This is a genomic window from Pseudomonas sp., assembly GCF_030147005.1.
In the GTDB taxonomy this organism is placed as follows: domain Bacteria; phylum Pseudomonadota; class Gammaproteobacteria; order Pseudomonadales; family Pseudomonadaceae; genus Aquipseudomonas.
Genome location: NZ_JASLAW010000070.1, coordinates 1 through 23,601, shown reverse-complemented (window position 1 = coordinate 23,601; position 23,601 = coordinate 1). Strand labels below are relative to the sequence as shown.

Below are 23,601 nucleotides of genomic sequence, written 5' to 3'. Positions count from 1 at the left end.
CCGTGTCTCATGCCCGCTATTACCTCCGATCTGCCCGCCCTCGCCCAATCGATCAAAGACTGGGGCCGCGAGCTGGGCTTCCAGCAAGTCGGCATCAGCGGCCTGGACCTGGCCGAGCATGAACAGCACCTGCAACGCTGGCTCGACGCGGGCTATCACGGCGAGATGGACTACATGGGCGCCCATGGCAGCAAGCGTTCACACCCTGACGAGCTGGTACCGGGCACCTTGCGCGTGGTGTCGCTGCGCATGGATTACCTGCCCGGCGATACTCATATGGCGCAACTACTGGCCGAGCCGGAAAAAGCTTACATCTCGCGTTACGCCCTGGGCCGTGACTATCACAAGTTGATCCGCAAGCGTGTGCAGCAACTGGCCAACCGTATCCAGGCACAGATCGGGCCGTTCGGCTTTCGTGCTTTCGTCGACAGCGCGCCGGTCCTGGAAAAAGCCATCGCCGAACAGGCCGGCCTCGGCTGGATCGGCAAAAACACCTTGGTACTCAACCGCAAGGCCGGCAGTTATTTCTTCTTGAGCGAACTGTTTGTCGATTTACCGCTGCCCGTAGACCCGCCCCACGCCACCGAACACTGCGGCCGCTGCACGGCGTGCCTGGACATCTGCCCCACTAACGCATTCATCGGCCCATACGTGCTGGACGCCCGGCGCTGCATTTCCTACCTGACCATCGAGCTCAAGAGTGCAATTCCCGAGGACCTGCGCCCGCTGATCGGCAACCGGGTATTTGGCTGCGATGATTGTCAGATCGTTTGCCCGTGGAATCGTTTCGCCCGGCCCACCGCCGAAAGCGATTTCAAGCCACGGCACAATCTGGATAACGCAGAACTTGCCGAACTGTTTATGTGGGATGAGGATAAATTTCTCAGCAGTACCGAAGGCTCGCCCCTGCGCCGTGCCGGATACGAGCGCTGGCTGCGCAACCTGGCGGTGGGACTGGGTAATGCCCCCTCAAGCATTCCGGTGCTGGAAGCCTTGAAGGCGCGGCGGGACTATCCGTCGGAACTGGTACGCGAGCATGTGGAATGGGCACTGAACCAGCACGCGGCCCGCTAGTGCACATCGTCGTTATAGACGAACTTGGGCATTTCCCAGTGAAAACGGATCGCCAGCAGGCGCAATAGAAAGCCGCTGAATAGCGTCAGCAGAATCGCCTGTTCGCTGGGCAGTTCCAGATAGAGGCACAGCAGATAGAACCATGCGGCCAGGAATGACACGCTGGCGTACAGCTCACGGCGGAAGATCAGCGGGATGTCGTTGCAGAAGATATCCCGCAGGATGCCGCCGAACACACCAGTGATCACGCCGCTGACCGACGCGACCAGCATGCCATGCCCCATTTCCAGGGCGGTCATACAGCCGATCAAGGTGAAGGCCACCAGGCCCAAAGCGTCCAGCGCCAGAAACAGCGAGCGCAGGCGGCGCATCAGCGGTGCGATAAAGATAGTCACCAGCGCGGCAACCGAGGTCAGCACCAGGTACTCAGGGTGCTTGACCCAGGTCAGCGGGTAATGCCCCAGCAACATATCGCGCACCGACCCGCCACCCAGCGCCGTCACGCAGGCGATCAGCACCACGCCAAACCAGTCCATGCCGCGCCGACCGGCGGACAAGGCGCCGGTCATGGCCTCGGCGGTAATGGCGATGAGGTAGAGCATCAGCAGCATGATGGCGATCCTTGCAGGGAGGCCGGCAGTCTAATCATTTGCTGATGGCACCAAAAGGGGGCGCTTGGCGAAAGACCGAGTCGCCCGATTTCAAGCCTTGATGAAATGTTTGCGGTAATGCTGCAACTCGGCGATGGACTCGCGAATATCATCCAGGGCCAGGTGCGTGCTGCCTTTATGGAAGCTGTCCTTGACTTCCGGCGCCCAACGCGCAGCCAGTTCTTTCAAGGTGGACACGTCCAGGTTGCGATAGTGGAAGTAGCTCTCCAGCCCCTTCATATGCGTATAAAGGAAGCGCCGGTCCTGGCAGATACTGTTGCCGCAGATCGGCGACTTGCCCTTGGGCACCCACTTTTCCAGGAACGCGATGGTTTCGGCTTCGGCTTCGGCCATGCTGATGCGGCTGTCGCGAACACGCTGGGTCAGGCCTGAATTGCCGTGGGTGCGGGTATTCCATTCATCCATGGTGGCGAGCACTGCGTCGCTGTGATGGATGGCGATCACCGGACCTTCGGCCAAGGTGTTGAGGTTGCTGTCGGTGACAATCGTGGCCATCTCAATGATGACGTCGGTGTCAGGGTTCAGACCGGTCATTTCCAGATCGATCCAAATCAGGTTCTGTGGGTTTTGCATGGCTTGATTCTCTTGGCACCTTGGCGTAGCTGCGCAGTTTAGCAGGCCGGGCCGTGCTAGACTCGCGACCGTTTTACCCAACTTTTGCATTATCGACACGGAACACCAATGGCCAAACGCCAGCTCAATCGTCGCCAAAACTGGCGCATCGAAAAGATTCAAGGTGAACGCGCAGCGCGCGCCGCCAAACGTGAATCCTCCGCCGTGGAAGCGCTTGAGGGCGGCGACCTGGGGCCCGAACAAACGGGCCTGGTGATCGCGCACTTCGGCGTGCAGGTCGAAGTCGAGGCGCTGGAAGGCGACCTCACCGGCCAGGTTTTCCGCTGCCATTTGCGCGCCAACCTGCCTGCGCTGGTGACTGGCGACAAGGTGGTATGGCGCGCTGGTAACCAGGGCATCGGCGTGATCGTCGCCCAGTTGCCACGCAGCACCGAACTGCGCCGCCCCGACAGCCGCGGCCAGCTCAAGCCGGTGGCGGCCAACGTCGACATGATCGTAATTGTGTTCGCACCGCTGCCCGAGCCCCACGCCAACCTGATCGACCGCTACCTGGTAGCCGCCGAACATGCCGGTATTCGCCCGCTGCTGCTGCTGAACAAATTCGACTTGATCGACGAGCAGAACGCTCCGGCGCTCAACGCATTGCTGGCGGTCTACCGCACCCTGGGTTATCCCGTGCTGGAAGTTTCGGCTCATCACGGCAACGGCATGGAACAGCTGCAACAGCAGCTGGACGGGCGCATCAGCGTGTTCGTCGGCCAATCCGGCGTGGGCAAGTCGTCGCTGGTCAACAGCTTGTTGCCGGAAGTCGAAACCCGCGTCGGCCCGCTGTCGGAACTGTCCGGCCAAGGCACGCACACCACCACCACCGCGCGGTTGTTCCACTTCCCCGGTGGCGGTGAGCTGATCGACTCCCCAGGCATTCGCGAATTCGGCCTCGGTCATGTCAGCCGCAGCGACGTGGAAGCCGGCTTTATCGAGTTCAACGACCTGATCGGCACCTGCCGCTTCCGCGACTGCAAACACGACCGCGAGCCGGGTTGTGCATTGCTCAAGGCGTTGGAGGATGGGCGTGTGCAGCAACAGCGAATGAACAGCTATCGGTCGATTATTGCGAGTTTGCCTGAGAGCAGTTACTAAGCTGCCTCCACCTCTGTAGGAGCGGGCTTGCTCGCGAAGGCCCCAAGAGCAACGCGGGCGTTCTGGATACAGGCGTTTTCGTTGACGTTTTTCGCGAGCAGGCTCGCTCCTACAACGAGACGGGCAGATACAACAAGGCCGCGATAATCGCGGCCTTGTTGTATTTAGAGCTTACGACCCCGGCGCAGGCGCCGTCGGGTCCTTCACTCCCCCGTCATCAAACAGGTTCAGCTTTTGGCGCAGCTCATGGGCCGGTAGCGGCTCTTGCCCTGGCGGAAGCGCATTCGGGTCCGCCGGCACTTCACCGGGGGCGCCCTCACCCTGCGCAGGCGCCGGTGGCGGCTGATCGCCCTCAATCGCACGCTGGGCCTTTTTGGTCAGCACGACGATATCGATCCGACGGTTGATCGGGTTGAACGGGTCTTTAGCATCAAACAGCTGCGATGAAGCAAAACCTACCACCCGCGCCACTTGCGGGTCAGGATAACTGCCGGCCACCAACGCGCGTCGGGCGGCGTTGGCGCGGTTGGCCGAAAGCTCCCAGTTGCCGAAGTCGCCCTGCCCCGCATAGGGCTTGGCATCGGTGTGGCCGCTGATGCTGATCTTGTTCGGCACCGCTTTGATGGTGTCGGCCATGGCCAGCAGGATGTCTTCGAAGTACGGCTTCAAACGCGCGCTGCCGGAATCGAACATCGGCCGGTTGGCCGCATCGGTGATCTGGATACGCAAGCCTTCGGGGGTGATCTCGAAGGAGATCTGATCCTTGAACTTCAGCAGTTGCGGGTTTTCCTCAACCTTGTTCTGCAGCTCTTGCAACAACAGTTCCAGGCGCTCTTTCTCGACCTGTTCGGCCATGGTCTCGACCTTATCGCGCTCGATCGGGATAATTTCCTGGGGCGATTCGGTCTGCACTTCCGGGTTGATGGTGCGCTCCGGCGCCAACTGCGGCGAGCCACCCAGGTCGATCACGAAGGGCGTACCACTTTCGGAAAAACCAATCGGGTCCTTGAAGTAACCCGCAATGGCGATCTTCTGTTCAGGGGTGGCGGTGGACATCAGCCACAGCACCAGGAAGAACGCCATCATCGCCGTGGCGAAGTCGGCGAAGGCGATTTTCCAGGCGCCGCCATGGTGCCCCGCTGCGAAGCGCTTGACGCGCTTGATGATGATCGGCTGGTTGTTTTCCATGGCTTAGCGACCGCGAACCGCTTGTTCCAGCTCGGCGAAACTTGGGCGATGTTTCGGGTACAGCACTTTGCGTCCGAACTCCACTGCCAGCGACGGCGGCATGCCGGACGCCGAGGCCACCAGGGACGCCTTGATCGCTTCGTAGAGGTTGATTTCTTCCTTGGCGTCGTGAGCCAGGGAGGTCGCAAGCGGGCCGAAGAAGCCGTACGCCGCGAGAATACCGAAGAAGGTACCGACCAGTGCCGCACCCACGTGCATGCCGATGGCCGCCTGATCACCCTCGCCCAGCGAAGCCATGGTCACCACGATACCCAATACCGCCGCGACAATACCGAAACCGGGCATGCCGTCGGCGATGCCGGTCACGGCGTGGGAGGGATGTTCCAGCTCTTCCTTGAGGCTGAACAGTTCCATGTCGAACAAGCCTTCGAGTTCATGGGGCGCCATGTTGCCGGAGGACATGATGCGCAGGTAATCGCAGATATACGCGGTCATGCGCTCGTCTTTGAGCACGGCCGGGTACTTGGCGAAGATCGGGCTGGCGGCGGCGTCTTCGATATCCCCTTCAATCGCCATCATGCCTTCACGACGGCTCTTGTTGAGGATCTCATAGACCAGCCCCAGCACTTCCAGATAGAACGTGTGGGAGAAGCGCGAGCCGAACATGGCCAGCGACTTCTTGATCACATGCATGGTCATGTAGCCGGGATTGGCCTGCAAAAAAGCGCCAAATGCGGCACCGCCGATGATCAACACCTCAAAAGGCTGAATCAGCGCGGCAATTTTACCGTGGGACAGGACGTACCCACCGAGCACACTTGCGAAGACGACAATGATGCCGATAATTTTAGCCATAGGGGATCTGTACTTGCGCCGTCGGGTTCATGGACATAGTGGGTGCCGCTGAAAAACTCTTGTTCTACTTATCGGCAAAACTGCGCCAGACTATAGCCCGTTAAGGCGAAAAGCCAATCCAGCCCGTTCCGGGTGTGTTGAACACATATGATGATCGCGCCCCAACCATGGCTAATGAAACGACAGTCCCAACTGCAAAACCCGCCACCCTCGCCGCCTGGATCAAGCGCCTGGACGATGTGCTGCTGCCTGTTCCCCAGGCCAGCCACGAACGCGTGTGCAAAGCCATTCGCGACAGTCGCAGCTCATTAAGAGACATTGCCGAGTTGATGCAGGACAGCCCGGCCCTGGTGCTCAGCGTGATGCGCGAGGCCAACAGCCACACGCATGGCAGCCTGGCGGAACCGGCGGAAAACCTCGAAGTGGCGCTTAACCGCCTCGGCCTCAAACGCGCCGAGGAATTGCTGGTGCGCCTGCCCTCGGTGCCGGCCCATGAAATTCCTGTAGCGCTGCGCCAACTGCTGCTGGTCAGCCAGCACGCCTCGCAGCAGGCAAACGGTTTGTTCGGCAGCCGCCTGGCGCGCTTGTGGCAGGACATTCACTGGGGCAGCCTGCTGTTTCTGTCACCGCTGTGGCCGATGGCCATCGCCTACCCCAAGCTTCTGGAGGAGTGGGAGCTGCGGGTGATCCATAAAGGCGAGCCGGCGCGCCAGGTCGAGCAGCAATTGTTCGGCGTGCGCCTGCTGGACCTGTGCCTTGGCATGACGGCGGCCTGGCACCTGCCGATGTGGGTGTCCCAGGGCTACAACCTGTTACTGGGCGAGCAGCGCCTGCTGGTCAAGGCATTGCGTATCGCGCGAGAAGACGACCCTCTGCGTCACCAGCAGTTGCTGGATGCCGAACCCAACCTTCGGCGCTGGCTGAATCAGCCGGCCAACACCGTACTGTTGGCCAACGGCCTGGCGATGTCGGCGCAAGAGTCCTGGACCTGCACGCACACCGAGCGCTGGCAATACCTCACTGCGCTGTATCTGCAAGAACCACTGGCGGACGTGCAGCAGCAGGTTCATCAGCAGGCAGTAACCAGCGCCCGCAGCACCTTGATGGCGGACCTATGGCACCCGGCCTTGTCGCTGATCTGGCCGTGGGACGCGCAAAAAGTCCATCGTGGCTTGTTACCCGCGCCGCCGCCCACGGCCGAAGCACTGGCGGTATGGCGCAACCGTTGCACGGAGCTGTTGGTCGAACCGAGTCGCTTTGCCAATGCGATGCACCTGACTACTTGCGCCAAGGAAGCCTTGGTGGCCAGCGGCATGCAGCGCGTCTTGCTGTTTATGGCCGATCGCGCCTCCAGCACCTTGCGTGTGCATCAGGCCGACGGCTTGCCGAAGGACGCTGCCAACCTCAGCCTGGATGTGGTCAACAGTACATTGCTGCAACGCCTGCTGGAGAAGTCCTCCCAGGTGCGTCTCGGCCCCGACAACCATGCGCAGTTCTTCGCCCTGCTGCCACCGACCCTGCGCCGCCTGTTTACCGGCGAACACCTGTTGTTGCGCTCGATGAGCTGCAATGGCCGCGTAGTGATGCTGATGGTGGCGGACCAGGATGGCGGGCCGTTCTCGGAAACCACCGTGCAGGCGTTCGGCAAAACCGCCCAATGCATCGAAAAAGCCCTGCATAGCTTTACCAACCGCGGCGCCTGATGCTTGCGCTACAATCGCCCTCCTTTATCGCCAACATTTGTGCCCAGGAGACCTCACATGCCTGACTTCTCTGGCTTGCCGCTGGTGATCGAATCCAACGACCTGCTGGGTCGCCTCGATGCCGAACACCTGATTCTGGTAGACCTCACCAGTGCCGCCCGCTACGCCGAAGGGCATGTCCCCGGCGCGCATTTCGTTGACCCCAAGCGCACCCAATTGGGCCAGCCGCCCGCGCCGGGCCTGCTGCCGCACAAGGCCGACCTGGAAAAGCTGTTCGGCGAGCTGGGCCACACTCCCGACGCCACTTATGTGGTCTATGACGACGAAGGCGGCGGTTGGGCCGGGCGCTTTATCTGGTTACTCGATGTCATCGGCCACCAGAAGTACCACTACCTCGACGGCGGCCTGCTGGCGTGGCTGGAAGACAAACACCCGGTTTCCACCGAGGTACCCGCGCCAGCCGGCGGTCAGGTCAGCCTGACGCTGCACGACGGCCCCACCGCCACCCGCGAATACCTGCAAAGCCGGCTCGGTGCGGCCGACCTGGGTATCTGGGATGCCCGCGGCCCGCTGGAGTATTCCGGCGAAAAAGTGCTCGCGGCCAAAGCCGGGCACATTCCCGGCGCGGTGAACTTCGAATGGACCGCCGGCATGGACAAGGCACGTAGCCTGCGCATCCGCCGCGACATGCCGCAAATCCTCGAAGACCTCGGGCTGACCCGCGATAAAGAAATCATCACCCACTGCCAGACCCACCACCGCTCTGGCTTCACCTACCTGGTGGCCAAGGCGCTCGGTTACCCGCGAGTCAAAGGTTATGCCGGTTCCTGGGGCGAATGGGGCAACCACCCCGACACCCCCGTTGAGATTTAAAGGTTAAGGACACTTAATGAAAAAGCAGTTGTTTATCCTCAGTCAGTACTTGCTGCCGCACCACCTGCTGTCGCGCCTGGCCGGCTGCATTGCCGAGTGCCGCGTGCGCTGGTTCAAGAACGCCTTCACTCGCTGGTTCGCCAAGCGCTACCAGGTGGACATGTCCCAGGCACTGGTTGAAGACGTGACCGCCTACGAGCACTTCAACGCGTTCTTCACCCGTGCGCTGAAAGACGGTGCGCGCCCACTGGATCAAACCCCCGGCGCCGTACTGAGCCCGGCCGATGGTGCCGTCAGCCAGCTCGGGCCGATCGAGCATGGCCGAGTGTTCCAGGCCAAGGGCCACAGTTTCAGCGTGCTGGAATTGCTGGGCGGCGACGCCGCGCTGGCGGCACCGTTCATGGGCGGCGACTTCGCCACTATCTACTTGTCGCCCAAGGACTATCACCGGGTGCATATGCCACTGGCCGGTACCTTGCGCGAGATGGTGTATGTGCCGGGGCGAATTTTCTCGGTGAACCAGACGACCGCCGAAAACGTACCGGAACTGTTTGCGCGTAACGAGCGGGTTGTCTGCCTGTTCGACACCGAACGCGGCCCGATGGCTGTGGTATTGGTCGGCGCGATGATTGTGGCGTCGATTGAAACGGTGTGGGCCGGGTTGGTAACGCCGCCCAAGCGCGAGCTGAAAACCTTCCGCTACGACGAAGCCGCGCGTGCGCCGATTCACCTGGAGAAAGGTGCGGAGCTGGGTCGCTTCAAATTGGGTTCGACCGCTATCGTGCTGTTCGGCCCGGATCAGGTGAAGTGGGCAGAAGCGTTGGCGGCGGGCACGCCGGTGCAGATGGGCCAGGGTATCGCTTTACCTAAAGCCTGACGCTGAACCAATGTGGGAGGGGGCTTGCCCTAATGCCAGTCAATTAAGACAGAACCGGTCCCTGTGGCGAGGGAGCTTGCTCCCGCTGGACTGCGCAGCCGTCCCATTTTCTGGGGTCGCTTCGCGGCCCAGCGGGAGCAAGCTCCCTCGCCACAGGCCGACGGTTGCCTGCTCTAGCGCTTAACTGACTGGCATTAGGGCTTGCCCGCTCCCACATTGACCGTATCGTTTCAATGATTACGGGTTACAGCTGCCCGTCGCGGTCACGCAAGCCCAGCAGATACAGCACCCCATCGAGCCCCAAGGTCGAAATCGCCTGCTTGGCCGATTGCTTGACCAATGGCTTGGCGCGAAACGCCACACCCAACCCCGCAATCGCCAGCATCGGCAAGTCGTTCGCACCATCGCCCACCGCAATGGTCTGCTCCAGGCGCAAGCCTTCCTTGTGCGCCAGCTCCTTGAGCAGGTCCGCCTTGCGTTGCGCATCGACAATCGGCTCCACCGCCACGCCGGTCACTTTGCCGTCCACTACTTCCAGCTCGTTGGCGAACACATAGTCAATGCCCAGCTTGGCCTGCAGTTGTTTGGCAAAGTAGGTGAAGCCGCCGGACAGAATGGCCGTCTTGTAGCCCAGGCGTTTGAGTTCGGCGAACAGCGTTTCGGCGCCTTCGGTCAGGCGCAGGGAGGCGCCGATTGAATCCAGCACGCTCACATCCAGGCCTTTGAGCAGTGCCAGGCGTTCCTTGAAGCTGGCGCGAAAATCCAGCTCGCCCGCCATCGCCCGCTCGGTAATTTCGCTGACCTGCTCGCCCACACCCGCCGCCTTGGCCAGCTCATCGATGACTTCGGCTTCGATCAGGGTCGAGTCCATGTCGAACACCGCCAGGCGACGGTTGCGCCGGAACAGCGAATCTTCCTGAAAGGCGATATCGACATTCAGCTCCTGGGCCACGCTCAAGAATTCGGCGCGCAGCGCTTGCGCATCGGCCGGCTCACCGCGCACGGAGAACTCGATGCAGCCCTTGCCTTTGTCCGCCGGCGTGTCCAGCGGCATACGCCCCGACAGGCGGTCGATATGGTCGATATTCAAACCGTAGTGCGCCGTGATCGAGCTGACGCGTTGCAACTGCTCGGCCGTCACTTTGCGGGTAAGCAACGTCACGATATGGCGTTTTTTGCCCTGGCCTTCGACCCAATGCTGGTAATCGGCCTCGGACACTGGCGTGAAGCGCACCTGCTGGTCCAGCTTGTAGGCGGTAAACAGGATGTCTTTGAGTACCGACGAGGCCTGCTCGGTGCTGGGGATTTCCACCAGGATGCCGAACGACAGGGTGTCGTGAATCACCGCCTGGCCGATGTCGAGAATGTTCACACCACCCTGGGCCAGAACGCCGGTAATGGCAGCGGTGAGACCCGGGCGGTCTTCTCCGGTGATGTTGATCAGGACAATTTCGCGCAAAGCGCACCCCCAGGCTGGAAAAAAACCGCATTCTACCCACTTTCAGTGACCATCGGGCACAGCCAGCGCTTTGCCGGTCATGGGCCTGTCGCTATACTGCGCGTCAACTTCACGGACCAAGAGCCGAGCGCAAGTGAACCGGCCCACGCCAGTAAAAACCGATAACTTCTTCCTGCTGATCTTCCGGGCACTGCGCCATCGCCGTGTACCGATTGCATTACGCATCGCCAGCCATAACGTGATCCTGGTCGCTCTGGCCCTGGTGATCTACGCCTGCGTGATGGGTTTGCAGTTCAAGCAGGCCATGCACGAGCAAGCCGACGCCTTGGGCGAGAGCCTGACCACCCAGACCGCCACCTCGGCGACTGAGCTGCTGGTGTCCAACGACATCCTCAGCCTCAACGTGCTGCTCAACAACCTGACCAAGAACCCGCTGGTGGCCCACGCCGCTATCTATAGCGTGGACAACCGGATCATGGCCGAAGCCGGGCAGCGCCCGAAAAACGGCCTGCTGGGCGAAGCCGAGGGCCTGTACCAGAGCAATATCACGTTTCAGGATGTGAAAGCCGGCCAATTGCGCATCAGCCTGGACATGCAGCAATTCCAGCAGCCAATGACCATCAGCCTGCAAAGCATGGGCATCTTGAGCGCGATCCTGCTGGCCCTCGCCCTGGCCTTGAGCCTGCGCCTGGGTCGACATATCTCCACGCCCTTGATGCAACTGCGCATCTGGCTGCGCGATATCGACGAACATACCCCGGCCACCGACCGCCAGGACGAAATCGGCGACCTCGCGCGCCAGCTGCATGCCAGCTTCGCCCCGGAGCCGAGCGTGCCTGAGGTTGAACCCGAGCCCGAGTACGACGACGCCGACTACAGCGACGACGACGAGTCTGAGTTTGAAGTACGCGACCTGCGTGACCCAGGCTTCGACGAAAGCACTCCAGTGGCGGGCTTGAAACCTGCGCCGCGACATGTGATCAAGGCCGAAGAAGACGAGTTGGACGACGAAGATCCGTTCGCCGACCTGCGCGATACCGCAGAGGCCGCTCCCGTCGTAGCGCCGAAAGCGCTTGCGTCCAAGAGCACCGAGCCCCAGTACAGCGCCGTACTCGCCGTGCAACTGGGTGCTCAGGACCAACTGCGCCGCCTGCCCCGCACCCGTTTGACGGAACTACTGGAACGCTACCGCGACTGCCTCGACCAGGCCGCCTCGCTCTACCAGAGCGAACTGCACACCCTTAATGACGGCAGCACATTGATGCTGTTCCACAGCGAAGACAGCGGCGAAGACTACCTGACCAACGCGATCTGCTGCGGTGAGCTGCTGCGCGCCCTGGGCCATGCCTTGCAGATCGAAGTGGCCGACAGCGGTATTACTTTGCACTTGCAGTTGGGTTTGACGGTGGGCGATGACCTGTTCGGCATCAGCCAAATCGACCTGCTGCTGAACGAGGTCGCCCAGGATGCCCTGGCCTTGTCGCAACACAGCCGCAACCTGCTGCTGGTGGAGCGCAAGATCAGTGAAGACACGCTGATCCGCCAACGCGCACGCATCCGCCCAATTGCCAGCCCTGAAGGCGCCAGCTGTGTGGAACGCTTGATGGAGCCTTATCCGTCGATGCTGGAGCGGCAACTGGCGCGGATGCATGAGACCCGCAACAAGAGTTGAAGAACACCGCTGAACCCACTGTGAGGTGGGCGTGTGCGGGAGCGGGCTTGCTCGCGAAGGCGGTGGATCATTGGCAGATTCATTAGCTGGGCGACTGCATTCGCGAGCAAGCCCGCTCCCACAGTTGATCTTCTACATGGCTCAAATCGCGCACAAACAAAAAGGCCCGCTGAATCAGCGGGCCTTTTGTTTGTGCGCGGCTCAGATCAAAACCTGAACACTTCCAAATCCGTACGAATCGGTGTCGCCATCGGCATCTTCGGCTTTTCCGGGGCTGCCGGCTTAGCCTGCGCCGGCTGCTTGCGCGGGGCCTCGGCAATCGGCGGCTGGTTGGCAAGCGGCTTGAGCGCCACCGACAACTGCTGCGCCAAGTGCTGCAACAATACGCCCTGGGCCTGAACCTGGGACGCCGTGGTGCCGGCATGCTCTTCCTGCAGGTGCACGATACGGTTGTCCCGTACTTGCCCGCGACGGTCGATCAAACGCCATTGCGCATCCAGGATCGCCGGTTGCGACTTGCCGGAGTCAAGCCGGGTGATGGTCAGCAGCACCTGCACATCCGGGGTGAACCCGGAGGGGCCTGGCGCCAGTACCACGCGCTGGCTGTCCAGCTGGCCGGCCACCTGCCGCAACATCAATTGATTGATGTCCGAGGAAAGGCTCCCCGCCCAACGACCATCAGTGGAACCTTGCAGGCTTCCGTCGTTCTGACGTTGCAGCAGGGTTTCGCGTTGCAGGTAATCAGCAACGATTACCGGACCCAGCAGAACAGCCATGCCGGCGGTTTGTGCCGGCTGAGCCGGACTTCCGCTGTCCAGCTGATACAGCGACACTGGTTGGTGTGTGCTGCAACCCGCCAGCCCTAAAAGGCCAGCGAGCATAAAAAATAGAGGAAGGCGTGGAGCAGTCATCATCCCATCCAGGTGGCTGCCACAAGGCGAACCACAATGTAATACTAAAAATAACCTAAACACGCTCAGCTACGCCGGCGCTGGAAAGGCCATATCATCCGTGAATATGCGTCATGACTCCAGCGCCAAAGCGTCGATCTACGCGTTAAATCGTAGATCGAGGTCTCTAGTACGCCTTAAGCAGGCGTTTCTACCAACAAAGCATCCACTCTCTGGAAGCCTCTAGGCAGTTTGTTACCGCGCCGACCGCGCTCGCCCTTGTAGTGTTCAAGGTCGTCAGGGCGCAGCGACAGCGTGCGCTTGCCGGCTTGAAGCACCAGCGTAGCGCCTTCGGGGATAACGGCGATGTCGGTCACGTACTCTTCGCGACTGGCCACCCGCTCTCCCGGGATACCGATGATCTTGTTGCCCTTGCCCTTGCCCAGCTGCGGCAGGTCGCTGATCTTGAACACCAGCAAACGCCCCTCGGTGGTCACCGAGGCCAACCAGTTATGTTCCCGGTCCTCCACCGGTCGCGGCAGAATCACCTTGGCATTGTTCGGCAGGCTCAACAACGCCTTGCCCGCCTTGTTCTTGGCCTGCAGGTCTTCACCCTTGACCACGAACCCGTAACCGGCGTCGGAGGCGATGACATACAGCGAATCATCGTCCGGCAGCAGCACGCATTCGAAATTCGCCCCCGGTGGCGGCGTGAGGCGCCCGGTCAGCGGCTCGCCCTGCCCTCGTGCGGATGGCAGCGTGTGGGCCGGCACCGAATAACTGCGCCCCGTCGAATCGATAAACACCGCAAATTGGTTGGAGCGCCCAGCCGCTGCGGTCTTGAAGCCATCACCGGCTTTGTACGAAAGGCCGGTGGCATCGATATCATGCCCTTTGGCGGAACGAACCCAACCCTTTTCCGACAGAACGACGGTAATTTTCTCGTTAGGCAACAGCTCGGTTTCTGTCAGAGCTTTCGCTTCAGCACGCTCGACGATCGGCGAGCGGCGGTCGTCGCCGTAGGTTTCGGCGTCTTTGATCAGTTCGGTGCGCACCAGCTTCTTGAGTTTGGCTTCGCTGCCCAGCAACGCTTGCAGCTTGGCTTGCTCCTTGAGCAGCGCGTCCTGCTCGTCGCGCAGCTTCATTTCTTCCAGGCGTGCCAACTGGCGCAAGCGGGTGTCGAGGATGTAGTCGGCCTGGATTTCGCTCAGCTCGAAGCGCGCGATCAACTCGGCCTTCGGGTGCTCGGCGGTGCGGATGATATGGATCACTTCATCCAGGTTGAGGTAGGCAATCAACAAGCCGTCCAACAGGTGCAGGCGGCGTTCGACCTTGTCGAGACGGAATTGCAGGCGACGGCGCACGGTCTGCACGCGGAACTCCAGCCACTCCACCAGCAAGTTGCGCAGGTTCTTGAGCTGTGGCTTGCCGTCCAGGCCGATGATATTGACGTTGACCCGGTAGCTGGACTCAAGGTCGGTGCTGGCAAATAGATGTTGCATCAGCACCTCATGATCCACCCGGCTATTGGTCGGGATGATCACGATGCGGCAGGGGTTCTCATGGTCGGACTCGTCGCGCAAGTCGGCGACCTGGGGTAATTTCGACGGTTTGGCCTGCATCAACGCGGCGATCTGCTCCAGCACCTTGGCGCCGGACACCTGATGCGGCAACGCGGTAACAATAATGTCGCCGTCTTCGACGTGATACACCGCGCGCATGCGCACCGAGCCCTTGCCGGTTTCGTACATCTTCAGCAGGTCGGCGCGCGGCGTGATGATTTCCGCTTCGGTCGGGTAATCCGGGCCCTGGATGTGTTCGCAAAGCTGCTCGACCGTGGCTTTTGGCTCATCCAACAAACGAACGCAAGCCGCGGCGACTTCACGCAGGTTGTGTGGCGGCACGTCGGTGGCCATGCCGACCGCGATGCCGGTGGTGCCATTAAGCAGGATATTCGGCAAACGGGCCGGCAACACCAGGGGTTCGTCGAGGGTGCCGTCGAAGTTCGGCCCCCAGTTCGCAGTGCCCTGGCCAAGCTCGCTGAGCAGTACTTCCGAGTAACGCGACAGGCGCGCCTCGGTGTAACGCATGGCGGCGAAGGACTTGGGATCATCCGGCGCACCCCAGTTACCTTGGCCATCGACCAGGGTGTAGCGGTAGCTGAACGGCTGGGCCATCAGCACCATGGCTTCATAGCACGCCGAATCGCCGTGGGGGTGGAACTTGCCGAGCACGTCACCGACGGTACGCGCCGACTTCTTGTGCTTGGAATCGGCGTCCAGGCCCAACTCACTCATGGCATAGATAATGCGCCGCTGCACCGGCTTCAGGCCGTCGCCGATATGCGGCAAGGCACGGTCCATGATCACGTACATGGAGTAGTTGAGGTAGGCATTTTCGGTGAAGTCAGCCAGCGATCGGCGTTCTACGCCATCTAAGCTGTCTGCGAGGATGTCACTCATGCGGGCCTCATCATGGGGTAAGGCGTAGCGGAACTGCCGCTGCGCTGATTCAATTTAAAAAGAATGTCGGTTCATGGCTGGGCACTCCAGCCATCGGCCGGGGCGGCGAAACGGTAGACCACCGGGCGCTTTTCACCATCGGCGCGCGCGCCGAAATTATTGTCGATGCCGATCCAGGCGCCGTCGGCGTCCACTACCAGGGCTTCGGCCAAGCCATAGGGCTGGGCGTAACGCCGTCCGGGCGCCAGTGTTTCGTCGGCGAACGACCAGCACAGCTCAACCTTGGCCGTCACCGCATCGCGCCGACAGATCTGGAACGCATTGCGTTCCAGGGTAAACAGCTTGCCGTTGAACAGCGTCAGGTCGGCAAAATCCTTGGAAACGGCCTTGGCGTTGGTGAACTGCGACGGTTGCACTTCCAGCCCGGCCTCGCTCAACAACACGCAAGGCCCGTCGCAATCCCACACGCTTTGCCCGCGTTTGATCGAGACCAAACCACGGCGCTCACGTTCGGCGGCCAGCCAGATCTGATTGCCTTCCGGGCTCACCGTCAGGCCCTCGAACAACGCATTGAAGTGCAGCAACATGCCACTGGCCCGCGCTTCGCGCACCATGCCGGGGGCGATTTTCAACCACTCGGGTGCGCCGGCTACCGGTACCTGCAACACCGCCGCATGGGCTTCGCTGACGATGTAACGGTTGCCTGCGGCATCACAGCTGATGCCTTCGAAATCCAGGTCTCCACCGCGAATGAACGAAGCCGCCTTGGTGCGCGAGCGCAACCCCCACGGCAGGCCGGATTCGGGCACGGGGGGTACGTCGATCTTCAGCACGTCGGCGTTCCAGGTCGGCTCGCGGGTGTCCAGACGATAAATCTGCTCATCATCGCGGTCCGATACGGTCCACAGCTCATTGCCGCACAGCGCCAGCCCCGACAGGTTCCCGCCGCGCATGCCGTCCACCGGATGCTCGGACACCAGCTTGAGCTCAGCCACGGGCGCGGCAACCACCTCGGTGGCCGCTAACCCGCACAACATCAGGGTCGCCAGGGCGACGCCTGTGCGCATCAGCCCAGAACCTCGGCCAGGTTACCTTTGGATTCCAGCCAGGCTTTGCGATCCGGTGCACGCTTCTTCGCCAGCAACATGTCCATCATTTCCGAGGTGCCGGCGAAGTCTTCCAGGGTCAACTGCACCAGGCGCCGGGTGTTCGGGTCCATGGTGGTTTCGCGCAGTTGCGGCGGGTTCATTTCACCCAAGCCCTTGAATCGCGTGACCTGTGGCTTGCCGCGTTTCTTCTCGGCCACCAGGCGGTCGAGGATGCCATCGCGCTCGGCTTCGTCCAGGGCGTAGAAAATCTCCTTGCCCAGGTCGATGCGGTACAGCGGCGGCATGGCGACGTAGACATGACCGGCATCGACCAACGGGCGGAAGTGCTGGACGAACAGCGCGCACAGCAGGGTGGCGATGTGCAGGCCGTCGGAGTCGGCGTCGGCGAGGATGCAGATCTTGCCGTAGCGCAGCTGGCTCATGTCCGCCGCGCCCGGATCGACACCGATGGCCACGGCGATGTTGTGCACTTCCTGGCTGGCCAGCACTTCGCTGCCATCGACTTCCCAAGTGTTGAGGATCTTGCCGCGTAACGGCAGGATCGCCTGGAATTCCTTGTCCCGCGCTTGCTTGGCGGAACCGCCGGCGGAGTCACCTTCCACCAGGAACAGTTCGGACCGCATCGGGTCCTGCCCGGCGCAGTCGGCCAGCTTGCCGGGCAATGCCGGGCCTTGGGTAATGCGCTTGCGCTCGACCTTTTTGCTGGCCTTGAGGCGGCGACCGGCGTTGTTGATCGCCAACTCGGCAAGGGCCAGGCCCAATTCCGGATGCTCGTTGAGCCACAGGCTGAACGCATCCTTGACCACACCGGAGACAAACGCCGCCGCCTCGCGGGACGACAGGCGCTCCTTGGTCTGGCCAGAGAATTGCGGCTCCTGCATTTTCATCGACAGCACGAACGCGATGCGCTCCCACACGTCTTCCGGCGCCAGCTTCACGCCGCGCGGCAGCAGGCTGCGGTATTCGCAGAACTCGCGCATGGCATCCAGCAAGCCCTGGCGCAAACCATTGACGTGGGTGCCGCCCTGGGCGGTGGGGATAAGGTTGACGTAGCTTTCCTGCACGCTGTCGCCGCCTTCGGGCAACCACAACAGTGCCCAGTCGACGGCTTCCTTGTTACCGGCCAGGCTGCCGCAGAACGGCTCGTTGGGCAGGCGTTCGAAGTCGCTGACGGAATCTTCCAGGTAGGAGCGCAGGCCGTCTTCGTAGTGCCACTCGACCTTCTCGCCGGTGCCTTTGTCTTCAAAGCTCACCAGCAGGCCCGGGCATAGCACGGCCTTGGCCTTGAGCACATGCTTGAGGCGGCTGATGGAGAATTTCGGCGAATCGAAGTATTTCGGGTCCGGCGCGAAGTACACGCTGGTGCCGGTGTTGCGCTTGCCGACGCTGCCGATCACTTCGAGGTCGGTGGCTTTGTAGCCATCGGCGAAGGTCATCTGGTATTCGTTGCCGTCGCGCTTGACCTTGACCCGCACCAGGGTCGACAGGGCGTTGACCACGGAAATACCCACGCCGTGCAAACCGCCGGAGAACTGGTAGTTCTTGTTGGAGAACTTGCCGCCGGCGTGCAGCTTGGTAAGGATCAGCTCGACGCCCGACACACCCTCTTCAGGGTGGATGTCCACCGGCATGCCACGGCCATCGTCGGACACTTCCAGAGAGTGGTCGGCGTGGAGGATGACCTGCACCGACTTGGCGTGCCCAGCCAAGGCTTCGTCGACGCTGTTGTCGATGACTTCCTGGGCAAGGTGGTTCGGCCGACTGGTGTCGGTGTACATGCCGGGGCGTTTGCGCACCGGGTCGAGGCCCGAGAGGACTTCGATGGCGTCGGCGTTATAAGAGCTAGCGCTGGGAGTGGCCATGGGGTCTCGTCGTGAGTCGTTCGATTAAAAAGTGACCTGCGATTTTTACAGTGACGAAAAATCGAAGGATTGATACTGATCAGCGCCAATGCCGGCAAAGCAGAGCAGTGCCGGCAATTGCCGGCCGAACCCCTGGTAACCATGTTCGCCACCGGCCTGGATGCGCAAGGCACAGGCCCGGTAATACTGCTGGGCCAGGCGATAATCCAGGGTTTCATCCCCGGTCTGCAACCACACCTGATAACGCGCGGCGTCTTGAGGGGCGGGTACTTCCAGCTCGGCCAACGCCGTGACGTGGTCGTGGGTCAATTCCCAGGTTTCGTCGGTGTAGAGGTTCTTCTGGGTACCCAGGTAACCGTCAAACATTCGATGAGGACTGACCGCCGGGTTGACCAGCAACGCCTTGAGGCCATGGCGTTCGGCAAGGTGGGTTGCATAGTAGCCGCCGAGTGAGCTGCCGACCAGCAGCGGCCTGCCGAGTTCGGCGATGGCCTCCTCCAATTGAGGAATGGCCTGACGCGGGTGGTGATGCAGCGCCGGGACACGCAACCGATCGGACAGGCCAAGGTTGTCCATTACGGTAATCAAATGGCTGGCCTTGGTGGAGACCGGCGCACTGTTGAAACCGTGGATATAGAGGATCGAAGCGGACATACCGGGCTCTCCGTGCAAAGAGAGCGCAGTTTACAGGGATCGGAGCGGTGTGTGATGACCTCAACCCAAAGGACACAGAGAAACCCATTTTGGTCAGCGTCTACAGGTTTTAATAGCCATTGCTGGTGTAGTCGACGGCGAAGGCGAAGTCTTTGATCCGCTCCACCCCTGTCTCCAACCGCCCGTCGGCATGCAAGCGCAGCCAGCGATAGCCCGGCGCCTGCTCACTGACCTGGAAATCCTCACTGCCGGGCGCGAACTGAATGCAGGTGGAAGGCGACGCCATCAGGCGCACGCCCTCGCGCTCGCAGTCGATTTCCTGGTGCACGTGGCCCCACAGCACCGCCTTCACTTGGGGAAAGCGGTCAAGCACGGCGAACAGCGCATCGGGATTGCGCAGGCCGATAGGCTCCATCCAGGCGCAGCCGAACGACACCGGGTGATGATGCAAGCACACCAGATGATGCCGATTTGGCGCTTCGCTCAAGGCCTGGGCGAGTAATTGCAGCTGCTGGTCTTGCAGGTAGCCGGGCACGGAGCCAGGTACGGCGGAGTCCAGCAGGGTGACGCGCCAGTTGCCGATATCGACCACCGGCTCCAGCAGGTCGCTATGCACGGCAGCGTGGGCCATGATCTGCGGCTCATCGTGGTTGCCGGGAAGCCAGCGCGCGGGGGCGCCTATGGGCGCGGTCATGTCGCGAAATTGCTGGTATGACGCCAACGTGCCGTCCTGGGACAAATCTCCCGTGGCCAGCATCAGATCGATATGCGGCTGCTGTTCGCGCACCAAGTCGATCACCCGCTGCAGGCTTTCGCGGGTATTCATGCCCAGCAGCGCGCCGTCGGCCTCGGCAAACAGATGGCTGTCGGACAGTTGCACCAACAGCGCAGCGTCAGGGTTCAAGGCGGATACGCTCGGCAAGGCGCTCTCCCTAGCAATCACAGGAATAGATAGTTGGGACGATTATGCCGGGGCGGGACACAAAGAGGAAACCCAAGAAATGGGCGCAGTTCACATCTACCGCACGACTTCGAACTCATGGCCCAAGGCCAGGCAGTGGCTCAACCATTCACCCAGGAACACATTGAGCTGTGCTTTCTCATCAGGCTGGTGCATGAACACATTCGGGTAAGGATAGATGCTGCGAAAGCGTCGCGCATGCTCGGCGCTGATCACCTCGGCCATGCGGGCATCGTGGTACACCTGCACTTCCAGCTGTGGCACCGGCAGCCAGGGCAGACTGTGTTCCTGGCGCACGCGCAGGGTGGTGGTGTAGGGGCAATTGACGATGACTTCCAGGGTCAGCACGCCGAGCATCTGGTCGCCGTGGGTCACGGCAATGCGCCGCGCCTCGGGGGTGTGACGCATGTCGGGAAGCAGGCGCATCAGCCGCGCATAGTTGGCCTCGCACGCAGCCTGCAGCCCGATGAGGTCAACTCGGTAACGTTCCCGTGCCTTTACTGCCATAACCCCCTCACTTCCGCGCGATTAAGCGCAAGCCATTGCAGGGCGATGATGCTGGCTGCGTTGGAAATCCTGCCGTCGCGTACCGCCTGCAAGGCATCTTCGAATGCCCAGGTGGTGACGCGGATATCTTCTGCTTCTTCCTCCAATCCATGGATACCCCCGGCCTGTGAGCTGTCGCAACGGCCCAGGTACAAGTGGACAAATTCGGTACTGCCGCCAGGCGATGGGAAATACTTGGTGATCGGCCACAGCGCGGAGAACGTCAGCCCAGCTTCCTCCTCGGCTTCGCGGTGCGCAACCTCCTCCGGCTGCTCGTCCTTGTCAATCAGGCCGGCGACCATTTCCACCAGCCACGGGTTGTCGGTACGGCCCATGGCGCCGACGCGGAACTGCTCGATCAGCACCACTTCATCGCGTTGCGGGTCGTAGGGCAGCACGCAGACCGCATCATGACGCACGAAGACTTCACGATTGATTACGCGGCTCATGCCGCCGTCGAACTTCTCGTGGCGCAACTGCACCCGATCGAGCTGGTAGAAGCCTTTGTAGGCATGGTCGCGCTGAACAATTTCGATTTTATTCGGCGTCGACTTCGTAAAATCCGTCATATTCTTCCTCGTCATAAGCCGTGCAGTGGGCGCCATCCTAACGCGGCCATGCGGGTTGGCGCAGCCCCTTTCCGGTTGCCGGGACAGACGGCGGGCGTCAAACTCAGTCTAATCAGTCTAGTGGCGAACTGGCGGCCTTGTTGGCAGTCCAAGCGCTACTCTTTTTCGCTTTCCACCGATTTACGAAGGACACACATGTCGCTTTTAAAAATCGCCTCCATGGCTTGTATCGCCTTGACTCTGGGTGCCTGTCAGAGCCTGTTCCAGCCCGGCCAGCTCAAGCCACTGGACGTCACCCCCGAAAAATCCGAGCACATCAAGCCCGGCTGCGGCAGCCCGGATTGCCCGCTGGTGAACATCGATACCTTGCATTTCCCCGACGACCCGCAACTCGACAGCCTGGTGGAGCAGCGCTTGCTGCAGATGACCCGCACCGCGCCCGGCGCGAGCGTGCCCGCGACACTGAATGCCTACCGAGACAAATTCCTGCGTGAATCCCCAGACCGCCACAGCATGTATTTGCAGGCCAAGGTCCGTGAGCAGCGTGACGGACTGGTGATCATTGAATTCGCCAGCTACCTGGACACCGGTGCGGCCCAGGGTGAACCTGGCCGCGGGTTCATCAACTATTCACGTGTGCTGCATAAAGAACTGAGCCTGGCCGACATGCTGCTGCCCGGACAGGAGCAGGCCTTCTGGAATACGGCAAAAGTTGCTCATAACAGTTGGTTGATCAACACCAAGATGGATCGCGACCCGGAGTTCGTGAAGAACTGGCCGTTCCAGAAAACCCCGAACGTGGCCTTGACCAGTGGCGGCGTGGTACTCAAGTACAACGTCACCACCATCGCCCCCTACGCACAGGGGTTGATCGAAATCACCATCCCCTATGCGCGCCTTACCGGTGTGATCAAGCCTGAGTTGATGCCCGCACGCCGCTGAAAGCCCGCGCCAGGATGAACTGCAGCAGCCCTGCCAGCAGCAATGCCGGCAGGGTTGCGCCGACATCCGGATACAGGTGCGCCAACACATGGTAGGCGCTGATGCCGCCCAGCCACGCCACCAGCGCCGGCCAATGCAGCAGAGTCACCGCGCCCTGGCGCCGACGGCGCAGGATGAAGTGATCCACCAGGACCACGCCGAACAGTGGCGCAAACACTGAGCCGATCAGCAACAGGAAGTTCTGGTATTGCGCCAAGGGCGCAAAGCAGGCGATCAAGGTGCAGATCACACCAATGGCCAACGCCAGGTGCTCGACTTTCAAGCGCAGCAGAGTCGCGCTCGACACCGCCGCCGAGTGAATATCGGCAAAAGCGTTTTCCGACTCGTCCAACAGAATCAGCAACAGCGGAATGCCCAGGCCGGCGCCGGCCAGAGCCAACAGCAATGCATTCACCTCACCGCTTGGCGCAAATGCCAGGGTGTAAGCCACGCCCAGGCTCATCAACCAGAAGTTACCGATAAAGAACCCCAGCGCAGTACCGCCGAAGACGCTTTTCGCGCGCTTGCCGAAACGTGAGTAATCGGCAATCAGCGGTAGCCACGACAGCGGCATGGCGATGGCTATGTCGAAGCCCACCGCAAACGGCATTGAGCCATCGCCGGCCTGGGCCCAGAGTGCGGCGAGGTCGGCCTTGGCGAACAGGTTCCAGGTCAGCCACAGACAGGCCGCCAGCAGCAGCCAAATGCCCCATTTGCGCAGAATCTGCCGCACGAACGTCAACGGGCCGCTCACCGCCAGCAAGGTTGCAAGGCCACCGAAAAACACTGTCCACAGTAAGGGGCTGGCCAACAGGCTGCCTTCACTGAAGGCTCTTGCGCCCAGCAAACTGGCGGCATCGCGCATCACGATGATCTCGAACGAGCCCCAGCCAATCAATTGCAGCAGGTTCAACAACGCCGGCAGGCTGGCGCCCCTGGCACCGAGGCTGAGCTTGAGCGCGGCCATGGCGGACAGGCCGGTGTCGCTGCCGATCACGCCGACCGCTGCCAGCAATAACACGCCCACCAGAGTGCCGAGGAAGATGGCCAGCAATGAACCGGACAAGCCCAGGCCCGGCGCCAACAGCGCGCCGGTTTGCAACACCATCAGGCCGATGCCGAGGGAGAACCACAGGGAGAAAAGGTCGCGGGCGCCAAACACTCGTTTATCCGCAGGCACCGCGACGTCAGGGGAATAAGTACTGGGTTGAATGCTCAAGGCTGTTATCTCTGGAGGAGGTATGGGTTGTTCTTCAGAACCCTATCGCGGGCAAGCCCGGCTCCCACACTTGACTGAATTGCACACAGGTCGTGTGTTCACAGCCGATCCCCTGTGGGAGCCGGGCTTGCCCTAATGCCGGTCAGTTAAGCGCTAAAGCAGAAAAACCTGCGACCTGTGGCGAGGGAGCTTGCTCCCGTTGGGGCGCGAAGCGGCCCCAAAAATGGGACTGCTACGCAGTCCAGCGGGAGCAAGCTCCCTCG

At 61.4% G+C, this 23,601-nt stretch carries 21 protein-coding genes; 7 read left to right on the top strand and 14 right to left on the bottom strand.

Features of this window, described 5'->3' with window-relative positions; translation table 11 throughout:
- Positions 1-9 precede the first annotated feature (9 nt).
- Complete coding sequence (queG, locus tag Q1V60_RS06945; RefSeq protein WP_300628706.1) at positions 10-1,074, top strand: tRNA epoxyqueuosine(34) reductase QueG; 1,065 nt, start codon at positions 10-12, stop codon at positions 1,072-1,074.
- Here the strand turns inward: queG and Q1V60_RS06940 are convergent.
- Both Q1V60_RS06940 and orn read right to left on the bottom strand, forming a co-directional pair.
- Positions 1,071-1,688 carry a trimeric intracellular cation channel family protein gene (locus Q1V60_RS06940; RefSeq protein ID WP_300628736.1) on the bottom strand — a complete coding sequence of 206 codons (618 nt, stop codon included), beginning with the start codon at positions 1,686-1,688 and terminating at the stop codon, positions 1,071-1,073. The genes queG and Q1V60_RS06940 overlap by 4 nt on opposite strands.
- A gap of 87 nt (positions 1,689-1,775) precedes the next feature.
- Positions 1,776-2,318, bottom strand: coding sequence for an oligoribonuclease (gene orn, locus Q1V60_RS06935; protein ID WP_003171343.1), 543 nt, complete (start codon positions 2,316-2,318; stop codon positions 1,776-1,778).
- 108 nt (positions 2,319-2,426) lie between these two features.
- Here orn and rsgA point away from each other — a divergent pair, with 108 nt between their 5' ends.
- The gene (gene rsgA / locus Q1V60_RS06930) at positions 2,427-3,458 is read left to right on the top strand and encodes a small ribosomal subunit biogenesis GTPase RsgA (protein ID WP_300628704.1); all 1,032 of its coding nucleotides are present in this window, start codon (positions 2,427-2,429) and stop codon (positions 3,456-3,458) included.
- Positions 3,459-3,629: 171 nt separating this feature from the next.
- Here rsgA and motB read toward each other — a convergent pair whose 3' ends face one another.
- Positions 3,630-4,646 carry a flagellar motor protein MotB gene (motB, locus tag Q1V60_RS06925; protein WP_300628701.1) on the bottom strand — a complete coding sequence of 339 codons (1,017 nt, stop codon included), beginning with the start codon at positions 4,644-4,646 and terminating at the stop codon, positions 3,630-3,632.
- Positions 4,647-4,649: 3 nt separating this feature from the next.
- Entirely contained in the window at positions 4,650-5,501 is an 852-nt protein-coding gene (motA, locus tag Q1V60_RS06920; RefSeq protein WP_300628698.1) for a flagellar motor stator protein MotA, read from the bottom strand.
- A 167-nt stretch (positions 5,502-5,668) separates the two neighbouring features.
- On the opposite strand from motA, the gene Q1V60_RS06915 reads away from it, so the two are divergent.
- Genes Q1V60_RS06915 through asd form a run of 3 tightly spaced genes read left to right on the top strand, consistent with a single transcriptional unit; the run spans position 5,669 to position 8,954 of the window.
- Positions 5,669-7,204: an HDOD domain-containing protein gene (locus Q1V60_RS06915; RefSeq protein ID WP_300628696.1), complete on the top strand. Its 1,536-nt coding sequence runs from the start codon at positions 5,669-5,671 to the stop codon at positions 7,202-7,204.
- A gap of 57 nt (positions 7,205-7,261) precedes the next feature.
- Positions 7,262-8,077 carry a rhodanese-like domain-containing protein gene (locus Q1V60_RS06910; RefSeq protein WP_300628694.1) on the top strand — a complete coding sequence of 272 codons (816 nt, stop codon included), beginning with the start codon at positions 7,262-7,264 and terminating at the stop codon, positions 8,075-8,077.
- 16 nt (positions 8,078-8,093) lie between these two features.
- Positions 8,094-8,954 (top strand): archaetidylserine decarboxylase, encoded by an 861-nt coding sequence (gene asd, locus Q1V60_RS06905; protein WP_300628692.1) that lies wholly within the window; start codon positions 8,094-8,096, stop codon positions 8,952-8,954.
- A 244-nt stretch (positions 8,955-9,198) separates the two neighbouring features.
- Here the strand turns inward: asd and serB are convergent, their stop codons facing one another.
- Positions 9,199-10,413, bottom strand: a complete 1,215-nt coding sequence (gene serB, locus Q1V60_RS06900) for a phosphoserine phosphatase SerB (protein ID WP_057702577.1) — start codon at positions 10,411-10,413, stop codon at positions 9,199-9,201.
- Between the two features lie 133 nt (positions 10,414-10,546).
- Between serB and Q1V60_RS06895 the strand changes: the two genes are divergently transcribed.
- On the top strand, positions 10,547-12,085 hold the full coding sequence (locus Q1V60_RS06895; protein ID WP_300628688.1) for an AhpA/YtjB family protein: 1,539 nt from the start codon (positions 10,547-10,549) through the stop codon (positions 12,083-12,085).
- Positions 12,086-12,291: 206 nt separating this feature from the next.
- Here the strand turns inward: Q1V60_RS06895 and Q1V60_RS06890 are convergent, their stop codons facing one another.
- The 8 genes from Q1V60_RS06890 to Q1V60_RS06855 form a co-directional block, all read right to left on the bottom strand.
- Positions 12,292-12,999 carry an ABC-type transport auxiliary lipoprotein family protein gene (locus tag Q1V60_RS06890; protein ID WP_300628685.1) on the bottom strand — a complete coding sequence of 236 codons (708 nt, stop codon included), beginning with the start codon at positions 12,997-12,999 and terminating at the stop codon, positions 12,292-12,294.
- Between the two features lie 173 nt (positions 13,000-13,172).
- Complete coding sequence (gene parC / locus Q1V60_RS06885) at positions 13,173-15,437, bottom strand: DNA topoisomerase IV subunit A (RefSeq protein ID WP_300628683.1); 2,265 nt, start codon at positions 15,435-15,437, stop codon at positions 13,173-13,175.
- A 71-nt stretch (positions 15,438-15,508) separates the two neighbouring features.
- Positions 15,509-16,504, bottom strand: coding sequence for an esterase-like activity of phytase family protein (locus Q1V60_RS06880; RefSeq protein WP_300628681.1), 996 nt, complete (start codon positions 16,502-16,504; stop codon positions 15,509-15,511).
- Positions 16,504-18,408, bottom strand: coding sequence for a DNA topoisomerase IV subunit B (gene parE, locus Q1V60_RS06875; protein WP_056860541.1), 1,905 nt, complete (start codon positions 18,406-18,408; stop codon positions 16,504-16,506). Before parE ends, Q1V60_RS06880 begins: the two co-directional genes overlap by 1 nt.
- 45 nt (positions 18,409-18,453) lie before the next feature.
- Complete coding sequence (locus tag Q1V60_RS06870; protein ID WP_300628676.1) at positions 18,454-19,062, bottom strand: YqiA/YcfP family alpha/beta fold hydrolase; 609 nt, start codon at positions 19,060-19,062, stop codon at positions 18,454-18,456.
- A 109-nt stretch (positions 19,063-19,171) separates the two neighbouring features.
- Positions 19,172-19,984 (bottom strand): 3',5'-cyclic-AMP phosphodiesterase, encoded by an 813-nt coding sequence (cpdA, locus tag Q1V60_RS06865; protein WP_300628674.1) that lies wholly within the window; start codon positions 19,982-19,984, stop codon positions 19,172-19,174.
- A gap of 96 nt (positions 19,985-20,080) precedes the next feature.
- A complete protein-coding gene (locus Q1V60_RS06860; protein WP_003209507.1) occupies positions 20,081-20,530 on the bottom strand; it encodes a DUF1249 domain-containing protein in 450 nt (149 codons plus the stop codon).
- The gene (locus tag Q1V60_RS06855; RefSeq protein ID WP_300628667.1) at positions 20,521-21,138 is read right to left on the bottom strand and encodes an NUDIX domain-containing protein; all 618 of its coding nucleotides are present in this window, start codon (positions 21,136-21,138) and stop codon (positions 20,521-20,523) included. The genes Q1V60_RS06860 and Q1V60_RS06855 overlap by 10 nt, the downstream gene beginning before the upstream one ends.
- Positions 21,139-21,333: 195 nt before the next feature.
- Between Q1V60_RS06855 and Q1V60_RS06850 the strand changes: the two genes are divergently transcribed.
- The gene (locus Q1V60_RS06850; RefSeq protein ID WP_300628665.1) at positions 21,334-22,080 is read left to right on the top strand and encodes an RsiV family protein; all 747 of its coding nucleotides are present in this window, start codon (positions 21,334-21,336) and stop codon (positions 22,078-22,080) included.
- On the opposite strand, the gene cytX is transcribed toward Q1V60_RS06850, so the two are convergent.
- The gene (cytX, locus tag Q1V60_RS06845) at positions 22,049-23,338 is read right to left on the bottom strand and encodes a putative hydroxymethylpyrimidine transporter CytX (protein ID WP_300628663.1); all 1,290 of its coding nucleotides are present in this window, start codon (positions 23,336-23,338) and stop codon (positions 22,049-22,051) included. The genes Q1V60_RS06850 and cytX overlap by 32 nt on opposite strands.
- Between the last annotated feature and the right edge of the window lie 263 nt (positions 23,339-23,601).